Source organism: Streptosporangium sp. OZ121, from assembly GCF_051918885.1.
Classification (GTDB): Bacteria; Actinomycetota; Actinomycetes; order Streptosporangiales; family Streptosporangiaceae; genus Streptosporangium.
Genome location: NZ_JBPXMC010000023.1, coordinates 87,885 through 103,865 on the forward strand (window position 1 = coordinate 87,885; position 15,981 = coordinate 103,865).

The 15,981-nt window shown below is 71.7% G+C and carries 17 protein-coding genes and 1 pseudogene; 14 read left to right on the forward strand and 4 right to left on the reverse strand.

Annotated elements, in window-relative coordinates; all coding sequences use genetic code 11:
- Positions 1–85 precede the first annotated feature (85 nt).
- On the forward strand, positions 86–280 hold the full coding sequence (locus tag ACTOQ1_RS31560) for a CsbD family protein (RefSeq protein WP_440071610.1): 195 nt from the start codon (positions 86–88) through the stop codon (positions 278–280).
- A gap of 189 nt (positions 281–469) precedes the next feature.
- On the opposite strand, the gene ACTOQ1_RS31565 is transcribed toward ACTOQ1_RS31560, so the two are convergent.
- Positions 470–868 (reverse strand): hypothetical protein, encoded by a 399-nt coding sequence (locus tag ACTOQ1_RS31565; protein WP_440071611.1) that lies wholly within the window; start codon positions 866–868, stop codon positions 470–472.
- A 95-nt stretch (positions 869–963) separates the two neighbouring features.
- Here ACTOQ1_RS31565 and ACTOQ1_RS31570 point away from each other — a divergent pair, with 95 nt between their 5' ends.
- The 4 genes from ACTOQ1_RS31570 to ACTOQ1_RS31585 all read left to right on the forward strand — a co-directional run bounded on the left by ACTOQ1_RS31570 (position 964) and on the right by ACTOQ1_RS31585 (position 2,992).
- On the forward strand, positions 964–1,329 hold the full coding sequence (locus ACTOQ1_RS31570; protein ID WP_440071612.1) for a hypothetical protein: 366 nt from the start codon (positions 964–966) through the stop codon (positions 1,327–1,329).
- A gap of 4 nt (positions 1,330–1,333) precedes the next feature.
- The gene (locus tag ACTOQ1_RS31575) at positions 1,334–1,723 is read left to right on the forward strand and encodes a hypothetical protein (protein ID WP_440071613.1); all 390 of its coding nucleotides are present in this window, start codon (positions 1,334–1,336) and stop codon (positions 1,721–1,723) included.
- Between the two features lie 61 nt (positions 1,724–1,784).
- Positions 1,785–2,051, forward strand: a complete 267-nt coding sequence (locus ACTOQ1_RS31580) for a hypothetical protein (protein ID WP_362682720.1) — start codon at positions 1,785–1,787, stop codon at positions 2,049–2,051.
- A 311-nt stretch (positions 2,052–2,362) separates the two neighbouring features.
- Complete coding sequence (locus ACTOQ1_RS31585; RefSeq protein ID WP_440071614.1) at positions 2,363–2,992, forward strand: hypothetical protein; 630 nt, start codon at positions 2,363–2,365, stop codon at positions 2,990–2,992.
- A 79-nt stretch (positions 2,993–3,071) separates the two neighbouring features.
- On the opposite strand, the gene ACTOQ1_RS31590 is transcribed toward ACTOQ1_RS31585, so the two are convergent.
- The 3 genes and pseudogenes from ACTOQ1_RS31590 to ACTOQ1_RS31600 all read right to left on the reverse strand — a co-directional run bounded on the left by ACTOQ1_RS31590 (position 3,072) and on the right by ACTOQ1_RS31600 (position 5,622).
- Positions 3,072–3,344 carry a hypothetical protein gene (locus tag ACTOQ1_RS31590; RefSeq protein WP_362682726.1) on the reverse strand — a complete coding sequence of 91 codons (273 nt, stop codon included), beginning with the start codon at positions 3,342–3,344 and terminating at the stop codon, positions 3,072–3,074.
- 288 nt (positions 3,345–3,632) lie between these two features.
- A pseudogene (locus ACTOQ1_RS31595) lies at positions 3,633–4,070 on the reverse strand (winged helix-turn-helix domain-containing protein); the annotation flags it as partial.
- Positions 4,071–4,239: 169 nt separating this feature from the next.
- Positions 4,240–5,622 carry an ROK family protein gene (locus tag ACTOQ1_RS31600; RefSeq protein WP_440071615.1) on the reverse strand — a complete coding sequence of 461 codons (1,383 nt, stop codon included), beginning with the start codon at positions 5,620–5,622 and terminating at the stop codon, positions 4,240–4,242.
- Between the two features lie 186 nt (positions 5,623–5,808).
- Here ACTOQ1_RS31600 and ACTOQ1_RS31605 point away from each other — a divergent pair, with 186 nt between their 5' ends.
- From ACTOQ1_RS31605 to egtC, 9 genes are all read left to right on the forward strand, one after another.
- Positions 5,809–7,026, forward strand: coding sequence for an ABC transporter substrate-binding protein (locus ACTOQ1_RS31605; RefSeq protein ID WP_440071616.1), 1,218 nt, complete (start codon positions 5,809–5,811; stop codon positions 7,024–7,026).
- An 18-nt stretch (positions 7,027–7,044) separates the two neighbouring features.
- Positions 7,045–8,013 (forward strand): carbohydrate ABC transporter permease, encoded by a 969-nt coding sequence (locus ACTOQ1_RS31610; protein ID WP_440071617.1) that lies wholly within the window; start codon positions 7,045–7,047, stop codon positions 8,011–8,013.
- A complete protein-coding gene (locus tag ACTOQ1_RS31615) occupies positions 8,010–8,858 on the forward strand; it encodes a carbohydrate ABC transporter permease (protein WP_440071618.1) in 849 nt (282 codons plus the stop codon). Before ACTOQ1_RS31610 ends, ACTOQ1_RS31615 begins: the two co-directional genes overlap by 4 nt.
- Positions 8,859–8,920: 62 nt before the next feature.
- Complete coding sequence (locus tag ACTOQ1_RS31620; RefSeq protein WP_440071619.1) at positions 8,921–10,804, forward strand: DUF2264 domain-containing protein; 1,884 nt, start codon at positions 8,921–8,923, stop codon at positions 10,802–10,804.
- Positions 10,805–11,115: 311 nt separating this feature from the next.
- Entirely contained in the window at positions 11,116–11,766 is a 651-nt protein-coding gene (locus ACTOQ1_RS31625) for an RNA polymerase sigma factor (RefSeq protein ID WP_440071620.1), read from the forward strand.
- An 86-nt stretch (positions 11,767–11,852) separates the two neighbouring features.
- Positions 11,853–12,263, forward strand: coding sequence for an anti-sigma factor family protein (locus ACTOQ1_RS31630; RefSeq protein WP_440071621.1), 411 nt, complete (start codon positions 11,853–11,855; stop codon positions 12,261–12,263).
- Positions 12,264–12,447: 184 nt separating this feature from the next.
- Entirely contained in the window at positions 12,448–13,698 is a 1,251-nt protein-coding gene (locus ACTOQ1_RS31635) for a glutamate-cysteine ligase family protein (protein WP_440071622.1), read from the forward strand.
- A gap of 154 nt (positions 13,699–13,852) precedes the next feature.
- Positions 13,853–15,241, forward strand: a complete 1,389-nt coding sequence (gene egtB / locus ACTOQ1_RS31640; RefSeq protein WP_440071623.1) for an ergothioneine biosynthesis protein EgtB — start codon at positions 13,853–13,855, stop codon at positions 15,239–15,241.
- Positions 15,242–15,958: an ergothioneine biosynthesis protein EgtC gene (gene egtC / locus ACTOQ1_RS31645; RefSeq protein ID WP_440071624.1), complete on the forward strand. Its 717-nt coding sequence runs from the start codon at positions 15,242–15,244 to the stop codon at positions 15,956–15,958.
- Positions 15,959–15,981: the final 23 nt, after the last annotated feature.

Genomic DNA, 15,981 nt, shown 5'->3' on the forward strand with positions numbered 1-15,981 from the left:
CCGGGGCGGGCATGTTTACCCCCTCCTCTGCAGGAGAGGGGAACCACTGCATGGACAAAATTCCACAAACGGGAGGAATTGCACCATGGGTGCCGACGACAAGATTGCCAACAAGGCCGAAGAGCTCGGGGGCAAGGTCAAGGAGGGCGCGGGACGCGCCACCGGCGACGAGCGACTCGAGGCCGAAGGCAGGACCGACCAGGCCGACAGCCACCTCAAGCAGGCCGGGGAAAAGGTGAAGGACGGCGCGAAGAAGGTCAAGGACGCTTTCAAGAGCTGAACCTCGACCGTGTGGCGGGGGTCCCGGTTCTCCGGGGCCCCCGCCGCCGCGTTCGGGGAGTGACTCCCCGAAGGCCGCCGGACCGGGAGGCTTCGGGCCGGGAGGCTTCGGATAGGGCGACTCTCAGGAGGCCGGGTCACTCCCGGGAGGCCGGATGACTCCCGGGAGGCCGGGGTCAGGAGGCCGGGGTCAGGAGGCCGGACCGACCTCCGGTTCCGGCGTCCCGTTGCCGGGCGCGCCCTTCCTGTCCCCCTCGCTATCCTCTGCCCCGCCATCACCGCCATCACCGCCATCGCCTTCCTCGGCACCGACCTCGGATTCGGCCCCGTCGCCGGCCTTGTCGTCGGCCTTGTCGTCGGCTGCGGCCTCGGCCTGGCTCGCACCCTCGGGGCTTTCCTCTTCCGGGGTGCGGCGCGCGTCGTCGGGGTCCGCCAGCAGCGGCCGCTCGGGGAAGGTCGTGTCCGACCCCGACCGCTCCGCCACGACCCGGGTCTCGCCGTCGGCCCCTCGCGGGCCCGCGGGCGGTGGGTCCTGCCCGGGGGTGTCACGCCCGGCCGTGTCTTCGCTCACCTCAGGAGTCTCGGTCATGCCGATCCCCTCCCCTGGGAAAGTCCAAATATGTCGGCGGCAGGCATGGGTCCGGTCACCCGGGTAGGAAAACCCTCGACGAAGGGAGCGAGCTCATGACGGTCACCCGATTTCAGGATCTGCCACTGGCCGACCACGACAGGACCTGGGACGGCGAAGCGGCAGAGAAGCGCGTCCGCTCGTGGTCAGGTGCCACGGAGGAACCCAACGACCGCTACCGGGAGGCCCATCTCTGGTACGACGGCGACGAACCGGAGAATTTCGGAAGCTACAAGCTCCCCATCGCCGACGTGATCGGCGGCAGGCTCAAGGTGGTGCCCCATGCCGTACGGGCCGCGGGTGGGATCCTGCAGGGGGCCCGGGGCGGGGTCAAGGTGCCTGAGGAGGACCTCGGCCGGATCAAGGCCCACCTGGCCAAGTACTACGTCAAGATGGGCGAGGCCGCCCCGTGGGAGTCCTGATGAAATGACGCGTTTCGCGTTCGGCTTCGACCCGGCGTGGCGGATACCGCTGCTGCTGTTCGGGGTGGGGCCCGGCAGGGCCTTCGCCGAGGTCCGCGAGGGCGAGTTCTCGGTCCGCTTCGGCTTCTGGTCGCTGCGCACGCCCCTTTCCAACGTCGCGGGCACCACCGTGACGGGTCCGTACGCGCCGTGGAAGGCCATCGGGCCGCGCCTGTCGCTGGCCGACCGCGGGGTGACGTTCGGCACCAACGCCAGGCGGGGCGTGTGCGTCCGGTTCCACATTCCGGTGCCCGCTCTGGCACCCGGCGGTTTCCTGACCCATCCGGGCGCAACCCTGACGGTCTCCGACCCCGAAGGACTGGTGGAAGCCCTCGAACAGTCACGACGGACGTGAGCTGGACACATGACAGCGGGACATCCGGGTAAAGGGTGCGTCTCAACCAAGGAGGGAAAACATGACGGCCGAAGGACAGATGCCGGAGGAGACTTCGGCGAGCGGGAAGCCCATGGTCGCGGCCACCCCGCGCGACGTCGTTCACATTCGCCTGGGCTCGTTCGCCCTGATAGCGGTGATCGGCCTCGGAGTGCTCGGCGTCGTGGCCGGGATCACCTGGCTCACCGTCGCGATGGCCGTGCTGGCCTTGATCGCGATCGCGGACATCGTCCTGGCGATGCGCCGGCAGTCACGCACCGCTCCGGGCACGACGACGGAAGCGGGCTGAGCCGCCGCGAGCGGCACCCGGGACGCGCCCGCCGCGCGTCCCCGGCCCGGACACCTTCCGTCCTGCGCGCGGGGCGGGACGGAGACGGGCCGCCTCACGGATGACGTCCCGTACGACGGAGGACGTACGTGAGAGGCCAACCGGTGGAGGACGGCCCGGTGGACGTTCCCGGCCAGAGTGGAGTGGACACCATGACGATCCCGTCCCGCTCCCGCCGGGCCGTTTCGCCGGTCCTCCCCACGCCCGGGGCCCCCTGACGGCCCGCGAGGCAGGGGCCGGTACGCGGCGCGGCACGTGCCCGGAAGGCGCCCATGCCCCCGACCGTCCCCTCCGACGACCGCACCGCGCGGCGTACCGCCCGCCGCCCCGTGCCGGTCATGCCGCCTCCGGTCCGCAAGACCGTCCTGACCCTGCACGTGGTGATCTCGGTCGGCTGGCTCGGGCTCGACCTGGGCCTGCTCAGCCTCGGGGTCGCCGCGCTGACGGCCGGGGATCCGGAGGTGCTGCGGGCCTCCTACCTGGCCATGGACGTCTTCGCTGACGTGCTGATCGTCCCGGTGAGCCTCGGCGCGTTGCTGACCGGCGTACTGCTCTGCCTGGGCACGCCGTGGGGATTCGTCAGGTACCACTGGGTGCTGATCAAGCTGGTGACCACGCTGGTCGCGGCCACCGCGTCCGTGCTCGCGTTGCGCTCCCACATCGAGACGGCCGCCGCCGCGGTGTCGAAGGCACTCCCCGGGGAGCTGCTCTCCCTGGATCTCGGCGGCGTGGACCGCGTCCTGGTCATCGCGCCGAGCGTCGCCCTGACCCTCTACGTGCTCAACGTGGTGCTCTCGGTCTTCAAACCGTTCGGCCGGACGGCGTACGGACGGCGACGATCGGCCCGGCCGGATCGTGCGGCCGGACCGCGACGGGCGGCGGTGACGCCACCGTCACCGTGACGGCGAACGGCGCCGGGCGTGGTCGGCCACGCCCGGCGCCGTCATGCTCGGCCATTACCGTGCTCTACCGTTTTCGGGCTTACCAGTGGGTGTGGAAGACAAAAGGACGGTAGTAAGGCCGGAAGCCGAAAGGAACATATGTGTTGTAGACACCGAATGGCGAATACCGGGGGTAGAAGCCGAAGGGGTTGAAGGGGTCGAAGCTGCTGCCGCCCGCGGTCGCCGGGAGTGCCGACAGGGAGGCGACCTGCTGGGGCGCCGCGCTTGCGCCGGCGGGCTGGGCCGCCATCGTCATGCCGACGATCAGGGTGGATGCCACCAAGGTTCCGGCGGCGAGAGCATGCTTGAACATGAAAAATCACTCCGTGTCTGATGGTTGAACCCGGCGTGCCGCCAGGACTTACAGGGCGCCGAACAGATTTCCAGGAAATATGCTGAATCGACGTCACGTAAGACGCTAGTTCACAGGCATAAGGACTTTCGCCCCAGAAAGGACAAAGCCTTGGTCCGGGATTGTCGCCGGGAAGGAAAGGCGGAGGTTACACCGGAGTGGAGATCACGAACCCGACCACACCGGGCATCCGCGCCCCGCCCGCCGCCCCTCCGGCCACCCCGTCCACCGTCCCTCCGGTCACCCCGCCCGCCGCCCCGCCCGGCGTACCGGCAGCTGGAAACGGCCGGTCCACCCCAGCCGGTCCAGTAGATAGGCCACTCCGCGCGCGGTGTAGGAGACCTGGAACCTCTCCGCGATCAGCGCGGCGACACGCTCGGTGGTCCAGCGGCTGTCGGCCCAGCCGTGGGCGGCGGCGCCCGCCTCCAGGGCCTCCTCCAGCCGTGCCAGTTGCTCGTCGGTGAGCTTGCGGCCACTGCCGGTGCCCTTGGAGGCCAGTGCCGCCCTGCCGCCCCGCCGCCAGAGCGCGTACCACTCGTAGGCGGACTTCCGGGTGATTCCCAGCAGCCGGGCCACCCGCGCCGGCGCGATCTCCCCCGCGAACATGTCCGCGGCCCGGAACCGCAGCCTCTCTCGCCTGGCCCGCTCCTGCGCGGACAGCCCACCACCCCTGTCTGAATATCTCATACTTTAAGGCTCTCACCTGGGCAAATAGGATCTAACAGGCACCCTCCCCGTGTCACCCCCGCCTTTCCCGGTCAGGGCGAAACGGCTTCGCGAGCCCGGCCCGCGAAGCCGTCCAGGGCGGCGGGCCCCCTTCCAGCCGGATGACTCCTCCGGATCAGCCGGAACCGGGTCAGCGGGACGCGGGGATCCGCGCGGAGGGGTGGGCGTTCAGGAACTCGTCCAGGACGAGGGTGGCGGCCCCGTGGGCCACGGCGTCGGGGCCGAGACGGCCCAGGACGATGGAGGTCGCCGCGTACGGCCGGGGCAGGGAGTTCTCCGCCGAGGCGGCGCGGATGTCGTCGAGCAGGTGCCTGCCGAGCAGGAGCCCGAGCCAGCCGCCGATGACGATCCGCTCTGGGTTGATGAGGTTGACCAGGTTGGACAGGCCGACGCCCAGGTAGGTGACGGTCTGGGTGATCACCGGCGACCTCGACTCCACCAGGGCGGCCAGCTCGGCCTGCCAGTCGGTCGTCCGGGTGGGCACCCCGGCGCGGTCGAGAATGCCCTCGGCCCCGATGTAGGCCTCCAGGCAGCCGCGCCCGCCGCACCGGCAGGTCCGGCCGTTCACCACTATCTTGGTGTGGCCCCACTCCCCCGCGCTGCTGCTCACGCCGCGGAAGGTCACGCTGTCGGAGACGATGGCGGCCCCGACGCCGGAGCCGATCAGCACGATCACCGCGTCACCGGACCCGCGTCCCGCGCCGTCGCTCTCGCGCCCCGGACCACCCGGTCCGCGCCCCGGACCACCCGGTCCCGCCAGGCCGCCCGAACCTCCCCTGTCGCCGGAACCGGGCGCGGTACCGCCGATGCCGTCGGTGCCGCCGGTGCCGCCGATGCCGCGTCCCGCGCCGTCGCGGCCCGGGTCGCCGCCGCGGCGAAGGGCGGGCCACAGCTCGGCGCGTCCCAGCGCCTTGGCACCGTTCTCGACGAACAGCGGGAGCGCGGTGCCGGCCCGTAGGAGCGCTCCCATGGGTACGCCGTCCCAGCCGAAGGTCCTGGTGTGGATGAGGGCGTCGGGACCGTCCTCGACGATGCCGGGGACGCCCACCCCCACGCCGAGGGCCTGATCGGCCGGGACGCCCGCGTCGTCGAGGACGACCTCGACCCCGGCGAGGATGTGGCGCACCACGAGCTCGATCTGGTGGCCGCCGGGCCGCAGGGCGTACTCGACCCTGGCCCGCTCGTTCATCTCGAGGTCGAACAGCTCGACACGCACGTGGGTCTCGGCGACGTCGACGCCGACCACGTGGCCGTACACGGGGTTGACGCGGAGGATGGCGCGGGGGCGGCCGCCGTCGGACTCGGCCTGGCCGGCCTCGACGACGATGTTCTCGGCGAGGAGGTCGCCCGTCATGCTGCTGACCGTGGCGGCGCTGAGGCCGGTGAGCCTGGTCAGCTCGTTGCGGGTCACGGGACCGCTGAAGTAGAGGGTCCGCAGCAGCATGGCCCGGTTGCCCTTGCGCACGTCGCGGACCGTCCTGCGCTCGGGCCTCACGATGGCCCACCTCCCCATGTCACGGCACATGGTAATTGAGAACTCGAAGATCTTCGCCCGGCCCCCGAGCCTCCTGACGGTCCCTGCCCCCACGGGTGGCCTACGTCCGTCTCTCCTCCGTGTTACCAAAGCGTTTCTTAAGGGGACTGAACTTTTTTCACATCTTACATTATCGTCCGTTGCACCCCCCATCAGGAGGAAGAAATGATCAGGAGAGTCACAGGGGCTGCGGCCGGTATGGCACTGCTCGCCGGACTCGTCGCCTGCGGCGGCGACAACGGGACGGCCTCGGAGGCCACGACACTGACCTACTGGATGTTCCAGGACCGCACCCCGCAGGCGGGGGAGGTCATCGAGAAGCTGCGCACCGACTTCGAGAAGGCCAACAACGTCAGCGTCAAGATCGTCAAGATCCCCAAGGACGACTACAACACCAAGCTGGGCAGCGCCGTCGCCGCCGGGACCGTCCCCGACGTCGGCATCCTGGACCAGCCGCTGGTCGCCAGGTACGCGCTGGACGGCACCATCAAGGAGATGCCCGCCGGCACGGTCGACGAGAAGATCTTCTACGAGGGCGCCCTCAACACCAACAAGGTGAACGGCAAGCTCTACGGGCTGCCGCTCGACCACACCGCGGTGGCGCTCTTCTACAACAAGAAGCTGGTGCCGACGCCTCCCAAGACCTGGGACGAGCTCAAGGCGACGGCCGCGAAGATCCACCAGGCCGACCCGAAGATCGCGGGCATGGTCGTGCCGAAGGGCGACGGCTACGGCGGCTGGATGTGGCCGGGCTTCGTCGGGGGCGCCGGAGGCTCCCTCGTCGACGAGAAGAGCAAGAAGATCCTGTTCGACCAGCCGCCCGCGGTCGAGGCGCTCCAGCTCTGGGTGGACCTGCTGCCCTCGTCGCCCCGGCAGATCACCGACTCGGACAAGCCCTTCGAGAACGGCCTCGCCGGGATGATGATCTCCGGCCCGTGGGACGTGGCCACCATCAAGGCGGACTTCCCCGACCTGGAGTTCAGCACCGCCCCGCTGCCGTACAAGACCGAGCCCGCCGGAAACATCGGCGGCGAGAACGCGGTGGTCTTCAGCAAGGGCAAGAACGCCGAGCTGGCGTGGAAGTGGCTGACCTTCCTGACGAACGCCCAGAACAACACCACGCTGGCACAGGCGCTGGGCGGCTTCCCGACCAACATCGAGGCGGCCGAGCGGGACGCGGCCACGTTCGGGCCCGACCAGGCGGCGTTCCTGGAGCAGCTCAAGGTCGCCCAGGCCAGGCCGGCGCTGCCGGAGTGGATCCAGATCAACGACGAGATCATCGCACCCGCCATCGAGTCGGCGCTGAGCGGCAAGGTCACCTCCCAGGAGGCGCTGACCGAGGCCGCGAACAAGACGCGCGCGCTGCTCGGCTGGAACGGCTAACGCGAAAGCGAGGCAAACGTGGCATCTCCGGTGCTGGCTGACAAGCCCGCCGTGACGCCTCCTCCCGGGCGGCGAGGCCGTCGCCCGGGTTTCGGGCGACGCGACCACGTCATCGGGTGGCTGCTGATCGCCCCCGCGGTGATCTACTTCGTCATCTTCCTGCTCTACCCCGCCCTGGCCGCCCTCTACTACAGCTTCACCGACTGGAACCTGCGGACGGCGCCGAACTGGGTGGGCCTGGCCAACTACACCGACCTGCTGTTCGACGACGTGAAGTATCCGCACTTCTGGAAGTCGGTCCAGGTCACCCTGCAGTACACGCTGATCGCCGTACCGCTGACGCTGGGCACCGCGCTCGTCCAGGCGCTGCTGATCAACGCGATCCGCCGGGGTTCCAACATGTTCCGGCTGCTGCTGTTCCTGCCGGTCGTGACCGCCGAGGCGGCCGTGGGCGCCATCTGGCGCTGGCTCTACGACCCGCAGTACGGCCTGGTCAACACCATGCTCGGACTGGTCGGCATCCCGCCGCAGAACTGGCTCAACACCCCGGACCTGGTCATCCCGGCGCTGTCGTTCATCGCCGCCTGGCAGTGCGGCATCTCGATGATCATCTATCTCGCCGGGCTGAAGGGCATCCCCGACTCGATCCGCGAGGCGGCGATCATCGACGGCGCGGGACCCGTCCAGCGGTTCTGGAAGATCGTCGTGCCGATGCTGCGGCCCACCACCTTCTACCTGCTGGTCACCGGCGTGATCGCGGCGCTCCAGGTCTTCGGCCTGGTGTACGTGATCTTCTCGGGCGGCGGCGGCAGGAGTGTCACCGGCGGCCCCGAGCAGTCGGGCCTGACCTACGTCCTGCACCTGTACCTGTTCGCGTTCCGCTACGACGCGATGGGCGCCGCCTGCGCGATGTCGTTCATCCTGTTCGTCTTCATCATGATCATTACTGCGCTGCAGTTCAAGTTCGTCAAGCAGGAGGCGTCGTGAAGGCCGCGAGGAACGTACGGCTCGCGCCCATCTACATCGCGCTGGTGCTGCTGGCCCTGGTGTCGGTCGTCCCGTTCCTGTGGATGCTGGCGACCTCGTTCAAGCACGGCTCGGACGTCTACACCAAGGTGCCCAGCCTGCTGCCGCTCGACCGCAAGACCGGAGAGTTCTCCCCCACCCTGGAGAACTACGAGCACGTCCTGCAGGTCAGCGGGCTGGGCCAGGCGTTCGTCAACAGCGTCTGGGTCTGCCTGATCCTGGTGCCCGCCAAGCTCCTCGTGGACGCGCTGGCCGCCTACGCCTTCGCCAGGATCCCCTTCCCCGGCCGGGACAAGCTGTTCGTCGTCCTGCTCGCGGGCATGATGGTCCCCACGATCACGCTGCTGGTGCCGCGCATCCACGTCACCCAAGCGCTCGGCATGTTCGACTCCGGGTGGGGCCTGATCCTGCCCAACATCGCCTCGGTGCTGGACATCTTCCTGCTGCGCCAGTTCTTCATGTCGCTGCCCACCGAGCTGGAGGAGGCGGCGCGCATCGACGGCGCGGGGCGGATGCAGATCTTCTGGCGCATCATCATCCCGTTGTCGAAGCCGGTGCTGGCGGTCGTGACGATCACCAGCTTCATCTTCCATTGGAACGACCTCGTCTGGCCGCTGGTGGTGCTCAACGACCCCGAGCTCTACACGCTGCCGCTGGCGCTGCAGCAGCTGGCCAGCAGTGAGTCCGGGCGGGCGTACTACATCATGGCGGGCGCGGCCCTGGCGGTCATCCCGGTCATCGTGGTGCTGCTGATCTTCCAGCGCCGCATCATGCAGGGGATCGCGTTCACCGGGCTCAAGAGTTGACCCCTCCCCCGGCCCTGCCCGTCGCGGGCGGGGCGCCGCGCGACCGCGAGGATCCGCCGACCGTGAGCGAGGCGACGCGCGACCGCCAGGATCCACCGGCCGCGAGTGAGGCGACGCGCGACCGCCACGATCCGCCGACCGTTGGCGGGGCGATGCGCGACCGCGAGGACATGCGCCGGCTCGTGGCCGAGCTGGCCGAGCCGCTGCTCCCCCGCTTCAGCCCCGGGCGGGCGCGCCTGCGGCTCGGGGCCAACGCGGCCCACTACGGCGACGAGGCCGCCGAGCTGGAGGCGTTCGCCCGCCCGCTGTGGGGGCTGGCGCCGCTGGCGGCCGGAGGGGGGTCCTTCGGTCACTGGGAGCTGTGGCGGCGGGGGCTCGCCGCCGGGACCGACCCCGGGCACGGGGAGTTCTGGGGGGCGGCGACCGACGTCGACCAGCGGCTGGTGGAGACCGCCGCGATCGGCCTGGCGCTCGCCCTCGCCCCCGAGGCCGTGTGGGACCCGCTGAGCGGCGCGGAGCGGGACAACCTCGCCGCCTGGCTGCTCCACGCGATGACCCGCGAGACCGCCGACAACAACTGGCGGTTCTTCCCCGTGCTGGTGGGGCTCGGGTTGGACCGGGTCGGGGTGCCCTTCGACCCCGGGCCCAACCTCGCCCGGCTGGAGCGCCTGGAGTCCTTCGCCCTGGGCGGCGGCTGGTACGGCGACGGCCCCACCGCGCAGCGCGACTACTACGTCCCCTTCGCGATGCACTTCTACGGCCTGGTCTACGCCGCCCTGGCCGGTGACCGCGACCCCGGCCGGGCGGAGCGCCTGCGCGAGCGGGCGTCGGCGTTCGCGCTCGACTTCCAGCACTGGTTCACCTCGGACGGGGCCGCCGTGCCCTTCGGCCGGAGCCTGACCTACCGCTTCGCCCAGGGTGCCTTCTGGGGCGCGCTGGGCTTCGCCGGGGTCGAGGCCCTGCCGTGGGGGGAGGTGCGCGGCCACCTCATGCGGCACCTGCGCTGGTGGCTGCGGCGGCCGCTCCGCGACTCCTCGGGCCTGCTGACCCTGGGGTACGGCTACGCCCAGCCGGCCCTCGCCGAGCAGTACAACGCCCCCGGTTCCCCATACTGGGCGATGAAGGCGTTCCTGCCGCTGGCGCTCGCCGACGGCCACCCCTTCTGGGCGGCGGGCGAGGAGCCCGCGCGGGAGCTTCCCGAGATCGGCGTCCAGCCGCAGGCCGGTGTCGCGCTGATGCGGTGCGAGGAGGGCCGGCAGGTCGTCATGCTGAGCGCGGGGCAGCACAACACGTGGGTGCGGCACGGCGCGGCGAAGTACGCCAAGTTTGCCTACTCGACGTCCTTCGGGTTCAGTGTGCCCGCCGGCTCGTGGGGGCTGGAGCAGGGAGCCTTCGACAGCACCCTGGCCCTGAGCGACGACGGGACGCACTGGCGGCCCTGCGAGGCGCCCGGGGACTTCTCCGCGTGTGACGGGGTGCTGCACGCCCGGTGGACGCCGTGGCCGGACGCGGAGGTCGACACCTGGCTGCTCGCCCGATCCCCGTGGCACGTGCGGGTGCACCGCGTACGGTCGGGGCGGGGGCTGCTGTCGGCCGAGGGGGCGTTCGCGGTCGATCGCGACCCCCTCGCGCGTCGCGTCGCCGAGGGGCCCGGCCACGCCCGCCTCGACTCCCCCGCCGGGCTGTGCGTGATCGAGGACCTCGGCGGGACGCCCGGAGCGGGAAGGGCCGGAGAGCTCGTCCGTCCCCTGCCGGGGACGAACGTCGTCGTCCCGCGTACGGTCATCCCCACGCTGCGCGGCGAGCACGAGCCGGGCGAGCACTGGCTGGCCTGCGCGGTCCTCGGCCTCTCCGGCGCACAGGAGCCCGCGGACTGGCCGGAACCGCCCGGCCTGGAAGGCGTCCTGGCTCTCCTCCCGGACGGCCACCCCTTCGGGACCGGCTGACCGGCCGGCGGGCCGATCGGTTACGAAAACGGGTTCGAACGGGGCCCGACGGCACGCGACCCCGGCACGACCGGGGATCGCGGCCGTACGGGCGGAGGCCAAGGACGAAAAGGTGTCGAAGCAGGTCAGAATGGGAATTTTCCTCCCAGACCTACCTTTTCTCCCGGCTGCGCTCTCGACCGGGAGGGTGCCACGACGGCCGGGACGCCGAACGGAGCGCCGCGTCGTCACGACGACCCGCGAGCGCCGCGCGCCGGCCGCGCGCGTCACGGCCATGGATCTTCCAGATGCCCCACCGGGAGGAGGCGACCGTGAAGTCCTTCACAGACGGCGCGTTGCCCTCGGACGATGTCGTCGTCGCGGCCCTGCGCGCCGGGGATGAGGCGATGTTCACGGCGCTGCTGGACACCTGGTCGCGGGGGATGCTGTGGCTGGCCCGCGCGCACGTGTCCACCAACGACTCGGCGGAGGAGGTCGTGCAGGACACCTGGCTGGCGGTGATCCGGGGCATCGAGGGCTTCGAGGGCCGCTCGTCGGTCAAGACCTGGGTCTACCGGATCCTGGTCAACACGGCCAGGAAGCGAGGCGTGCGCGAGAACCGCACGGTGCCCTGGAGCAGTGCCTTCGAGCAGGAGAGGCAGACCGTCGACCGCTCGTGCTTCCAGGGGGTGGACGACCCCCACCCTGGGCATTGGAAGGATTTTCCCGCCGCCTGGCCGACCCCGGAGAGCGAGGTGCTCGCCGCCGAGGTGCGCGGCCGGATCGCCGCCGCCCTGGCCGAGCTGCCGATCAGGCAGCGCACCGTGATCACGCTCCGCGACGTCGAGGGATGCACCTCCGAGGAGGTCTGCGAGATCCTGGAGATCTCCGCCGCCAACCAGCGCGTCCTGCTGCACCGCGCCCGCACGGCGGTACGCGGGCGGCTGGAGGACTACTTCGAGACGGCGAGACGGCCGGCGTAGCGCCGGGCGGCGCGGCAGGTCAGGTCAGGTCAGGTCAAGGGGTCGATTACAGGTCCGGTCATCGGGACGGTGAGGTGGTCACGGTTGTGAAGCGGTTCAGCTGCGAGGAGGCGGTGGAACTCGTCACCGCCTTCCTGGAGGGTGAACTCGACGAACCCACCCGGGACCGGTTCGAGGAGCACCTGGGCGGCTGTGAGGGCTGCGAGCGCTATCTCGACCAGTTCCGCGTCACCGTCGAGGCCCTCGGCCGCCTCCGGACCGCCGAGGCCCCCGACCGGCTCCACACCGCCGGCGACACCACCGACGCCCCCGATCGGCGCCACAGCGCCGGCGACGACATCGAGGCCGACGGCCCGCACCACGACAACGCCGGTGACGCCGGCGGCACCGGCGATACCGACACCGCCGACACTCCCGGCCCGTCGCGGCCGGAAGGTCTGCCGAAGGAGACGCGCGACCGGCTGCGGGCCGCCTTCCGCGCCAGGCGGCCCACCTGAGCCGGTGGAGACCCCGCCTCCCGCGACGCCGTACCGGCCCCTCTCGGCCCCGGCCACACCTCGTCGCTTCACCGCCCTGCCGTCGCGAGGGCCCGCCCCGCCCTCGCCCCTCTGTAACGCCTGAGCGCCTCGCGGCTCTATAAATCCGTACACATCTGCATATATCAGGCGAAAGGGGATGGGGATGACCGGTCTGGCGACCGAGGACACACTGATCCGGAACGCCTCGGATGTGGAGACCTTCGCGCGACGATGCTTCCTCGGCTCCCCCGGCGACCAGGTGGGGATCGAGCTGGAGTTCCTGGTCTTCGACCGTACGGCCCCCGCCCGGCAGGTCCCGATGGCCAGGATCGCCGGCGCCCTGCCCCCGCTGCCCGGCGGGAGCCTGGTGACCTTCGAGCCGGGAGGCCAGCTGGAGCTCTCCGGGCCACCCGGCTCGCTGCCGGGCGCGATCGCCCTCCTCGCCGCCGACGTGAACGCCGTGCGCCGGGCGCTGCGGGACGCCGGCCTGGCGCTGGGCGGGGTGGGTCTCGACCCGCTGCGCCCGGCCAGGCGGCAGCTGCGCCTGCCCAGGTACGAGGTGATGGCGCGGTTCCTCGGCACGCCGTACGGGTCGCTGATGATGTGCTCGACGGCGTCGATCCAGGTCAACCTGGACCTGGGCGACAGGCCCGCGGCGCGGTGGGAGCGCGCCCACCTGCTGGGACCCGTCCTCGTGGCGGCCTTCGCGAACTCGCCGCTCAGCGAGGGCCGGCCGTGCGGGTGGATGTCGGGGCGCCAGGCGGTGTGGGAGCGGCTCGACCGCACCCGGACGGCCGCCGTCCCGGCGAGCGGCGACCCCGGCGCCGCGTGGGCCGAGTACCTGCTCGACGCCCGTCTCATGGCCGTGCGCGAGAGCACCGGGAACGGGGACGGGAACGGCGTGGAGCCGTACCGCCCGGTCCTCGACGGCTCGACCTTCCGCGACCGGCTGGCCTCGTCCGGACACCCGCCGACCCTGGCGGACCTGACCTACCACGCCACGACGCTCTTCCCTCCCGTACGGCCGCGCGGCTGGCTGGAGATCCGCTACCTCGACGCCCAGCACCCGGCGAGCTGGCCGGTGTGCGCGGCGGTGACCCACGCCCTGGTGATGGACGACCGCGCGGCCGACGCGGCGCTGGCCGAGGCCGGACCGTGCGCGGGGATGTGGTCGGCGGCGGCGCGCCACGGCCTGTCGGAGCCCCGGCTGCGCAGGGCCGCAGGAGCCTGCTTCCGCGCCGCGCTCTCGGCGCTGCCCCGGCTGGGGGCGGGCCCGGCCCTGGTCTGCGAGGTGGCCGCGTTCGCCGACCGCCACGTGACACCCGGCCGTGCCCCCGCCGCGGACCTGCTGGATCTGGCGAGAGGACCGGGAGGGCGCCTGCCGGACTGGCTGGCCGAGGAAGGACGGATCTGAGCTCTCCCCGGAACCGGTCCGGGACCGGACCGGGACCGGAGCGGAAGCGGCCCGGGACCGGACCGGGACCGAATCGGTTCCGGACCGGACCGGCGCGGACCGGACCGGGAGCCCGGGCCGGAAGAGCCCGGGGTCTCCACGCTGGAGGTATTTGATGAGCGACTTCAAGGAACGGATCGCCGCCGAGCTGACCGCCGCGCGCAACCGCTCCACGGCCTACACCGACGCCGAGGACGACCTGCTGGTCACGCAGCACTCACCGCTGATGTCACCGCTGGTGTGGGATCTCGCCCACGTGGGCAACTACGAGGAGCTGTGGGTGCTGCGGCAGGTCGGCGGGATCACCCCGCTCCGCCCGGAGATCGACGACCTGTACGACGCGTTCAGGCACCCGCGCGCGGATCGCCCGTCCCTGCCCATCCTCGGACCGGTGGAGGCGCGCCACTACATCGAGGGCGTGCGCGGCCGGGTGCTGGACGTCCTGGACACGGTCGACCTGCACGACCCCGACCCGCTGCGGCGGTACGGCTTCGTCTTCGGCCTGGTGATCCAGCACGAGCACCAGCACGACGAGACGATGCTCGCCACCCTGCAGCTGTCGGGGCGGCCGGGACTGGTCCGCGACGGCGACCTGCCGCCCGGCCGGTCCTGGCGGGCGCAGGGCGCCGACGAGGTGTTCGTCCCCGCGGGCCCCTTCATGATGGGCACCGACACCCAGCCGTGGGCCTACGACAACGAGCGCCCCGCCCACCGGCTCGACCTGCCCGGCTACTGGATCGACAGGCTGCCCGTCGGCAACCGCGCCTACGCGGACTTCATCGAGGACGGCGGCTACGACGACCCCCGCTGGTGGGCCCCGGACGGCCTGCGCTGGCTGCGGCGGACCCGCGCCTTCGCCCCGCTGTTCTGGACCAGGGAGGGCGACACCTGGTGGCGTACCCGTTTCGGCAGGACCGAGCCCGTCCCCATGGACGAGCCCGTACAGCACGTGTGCTGGTACGAGGCCGACGCCTACGCCCGGTGGGCGGGGCGGCGGCTGCCCACCGAGGCCGAGTGGGAGAAGGCCTGCGGCTGGGACGCGGAGGCCGGGCGGTCGCGGACGTACCCGTGGGGCGACGATCCCCCCGTGCCCGGCATGGCGAACCTCGGGCACCGGGCGGCGCGGCCCGCGCCGCTCGGCGCCTTCCCCGCCGGAGCGAGCCCCTGCGGCGCCGAACAGATGATCGGGGACGTGTGGGAGTGGACCGGTTCGTGGTTCCTGCCCCATCCCGGCTTCCGCAGCTTCCCCTACCGCGAGTACAGCGAGGTGTTCTTCGGCTCCCGGTACCGGGTGCTGCGCGGCGGATCCTGGGCCTCCGACCCGGCCGTGGTCCGCACCACGTTCAGGAACTGGGACCGCCCGGCCCGCAGGCAGATCTTCTCCGGCTTCCGGTGCGCCCGCTCGGTCTCCCCGGAGCACTCCTCCGGACACTCTCCGGACTCCACGACACGCTCCACGGAACGCTCGGCACGCTCGGCGGGGCGCTCGGCGGAGCGCCGGTAGATGTGCCGCCACGCGTCCTGGCTGGGCGCTCCCCGCACCCTCGCCTCGCTGATCCACGAGCCGGTCCACGGCCTGCTCCGGCAGTCCTACGCCCCGCGCCTGCAGCGCCACGGCACGGTCAACGCCGACGGCTTCGGCATGGGCTGGTACGACGCCGCCCGCGCGGAACCGGTCCGCTACCGCCGGACGATCCCCGCCTGGACGGACGCCAACCTGGCGGGTCTCGCGCGGACGGCCCGCTCCGGCTGCCTGCTGGCCGCCGTACGGTCGGCCAGCGCCGGGATGCCGGTCGAGGAGACCGCGACGGCGCCCTTCACCGACGGGCCGTGGCTGCTCAGCCACAACGGCCGTGTCGCGCGGGAGGTGGTCAGGGAACTCGCCGACGACGCGGAGAGCACGTGCGACTCCGCGTGGCTCGCCGCCGCGGTGTTCCTCCGGCGCCGGGCGGGCGATCCGCTCGGCGAGGCCCTCGCGGAGGTCGTCACCCGCGCCGGGCTGAAGGATCCCCGCGCCCGCCTGAACCTCCTCGCCTGCGACGGTACGTCGATCGCCGCGACCGCCTGGGGCGACACGCTCTTCCTCCGCCTCGACGGCCCCCCGCACGACGGCGTGCTCGTGACGAGCGAGCCGCTGGACGACCGGCCCGGCTGGCAGGCCGTACCGGACCACAGCCTGGTCCTCGCCTCACCCGACGGGGTGCGCGTCCAGCCCCTGTGACCGGGCGGAGCGAGACCACAGGA

Excerpts from the sequence above, each read along its gene's own strand:
- ACTOQ1_RS31560 (WP_440071610.1), top strand. The coding sequence starts at position 86 with ATGGGTGCCGACGACAAGATTGCCAACAAGGCCGAAGAGCTCGGGGGC.
- ACTOQ1_RS31565 (WP_440071611.1), bottom strand. The coding sequence starts at position 868 with ATGACCGAGACTCCTGAGGTGAGCGAAGACACGGCCGGGCGTGACACC.
- ACTOQ1_RS31570 (WP_440071612.1), top strand. The coding sequence starts at position 964 with ATGACGGTCACCCGATTTCAGGATCTGCCACTGGCCGACCACGACAGG.
- ACTOQ1_RS31575 (WP_440071613.1), top strand. The coding sequence starts at position 1,334 with ATGACGCGTTTCGCGTTCGGCTTCGACCCGGCGTGGCGGATACCGCTG.
- ACTOQ1_RS31580 (WP_362682720.1), top strand. The coding sequence starts at position 1,785 with ATGACGGCCGAAGGACAGATGCCGGAGGAGACTTCGGCGAGCGGGAAG.
- ACTOQ1_RS31585 (WP_440071614.1), top strand. The coding sequence starts at position 2,363 with ATGCCCCCGACCGTCCCCTCCGACGACCGCACCGCGCGGCGTACCGCC.
- ACTOQ1_RS31590 (WP_362682726.1), bottom strand. The coding sequence starts at position 3,344 with ATGTTCAAGCATGCTCTCGCCGCCGGAACCTTGGTGGCATCCACCCTG.
- ACTOQ1_RS31600 (WP_440071615.1), bottom strand. The coding sequence starts at position 5,622 with ATGGGGAGGTGGGCCATCGTGAGGCCCGAGCGCAGGACGGTCCGCGAC.
- ACTOQ1_RS31605 (WP_440071616.1), top strand. The coding sequence starts at position 5,809 with ATGATCAGGAGAGTCACAGGGGCTGCGGCCGGTATGGCACTGCTCGCC.
- ACTOQ1_RS31635 (WP_440071622.1), top strand. The coding sequence starts at position 12,448 with ATGACCGGTCTGGCGACCGAGGACACACTGATCCGGAACGCCTCGGAT.
- egtB (WP_440071623.1), top strand. The coding sequence starts at position 13,853 with ATGAGCGACTTCAAGGAACGGATCGCCGCCGAGCTGACCGCCGCGCGC.
- egtC (WP_440071624.1), top strand. The coding sequence starts at position 15,242 with ATGTGCCGCCACGCGTCCTGGCTGGGCGCTCCCCGCACCCTCGCCTCG.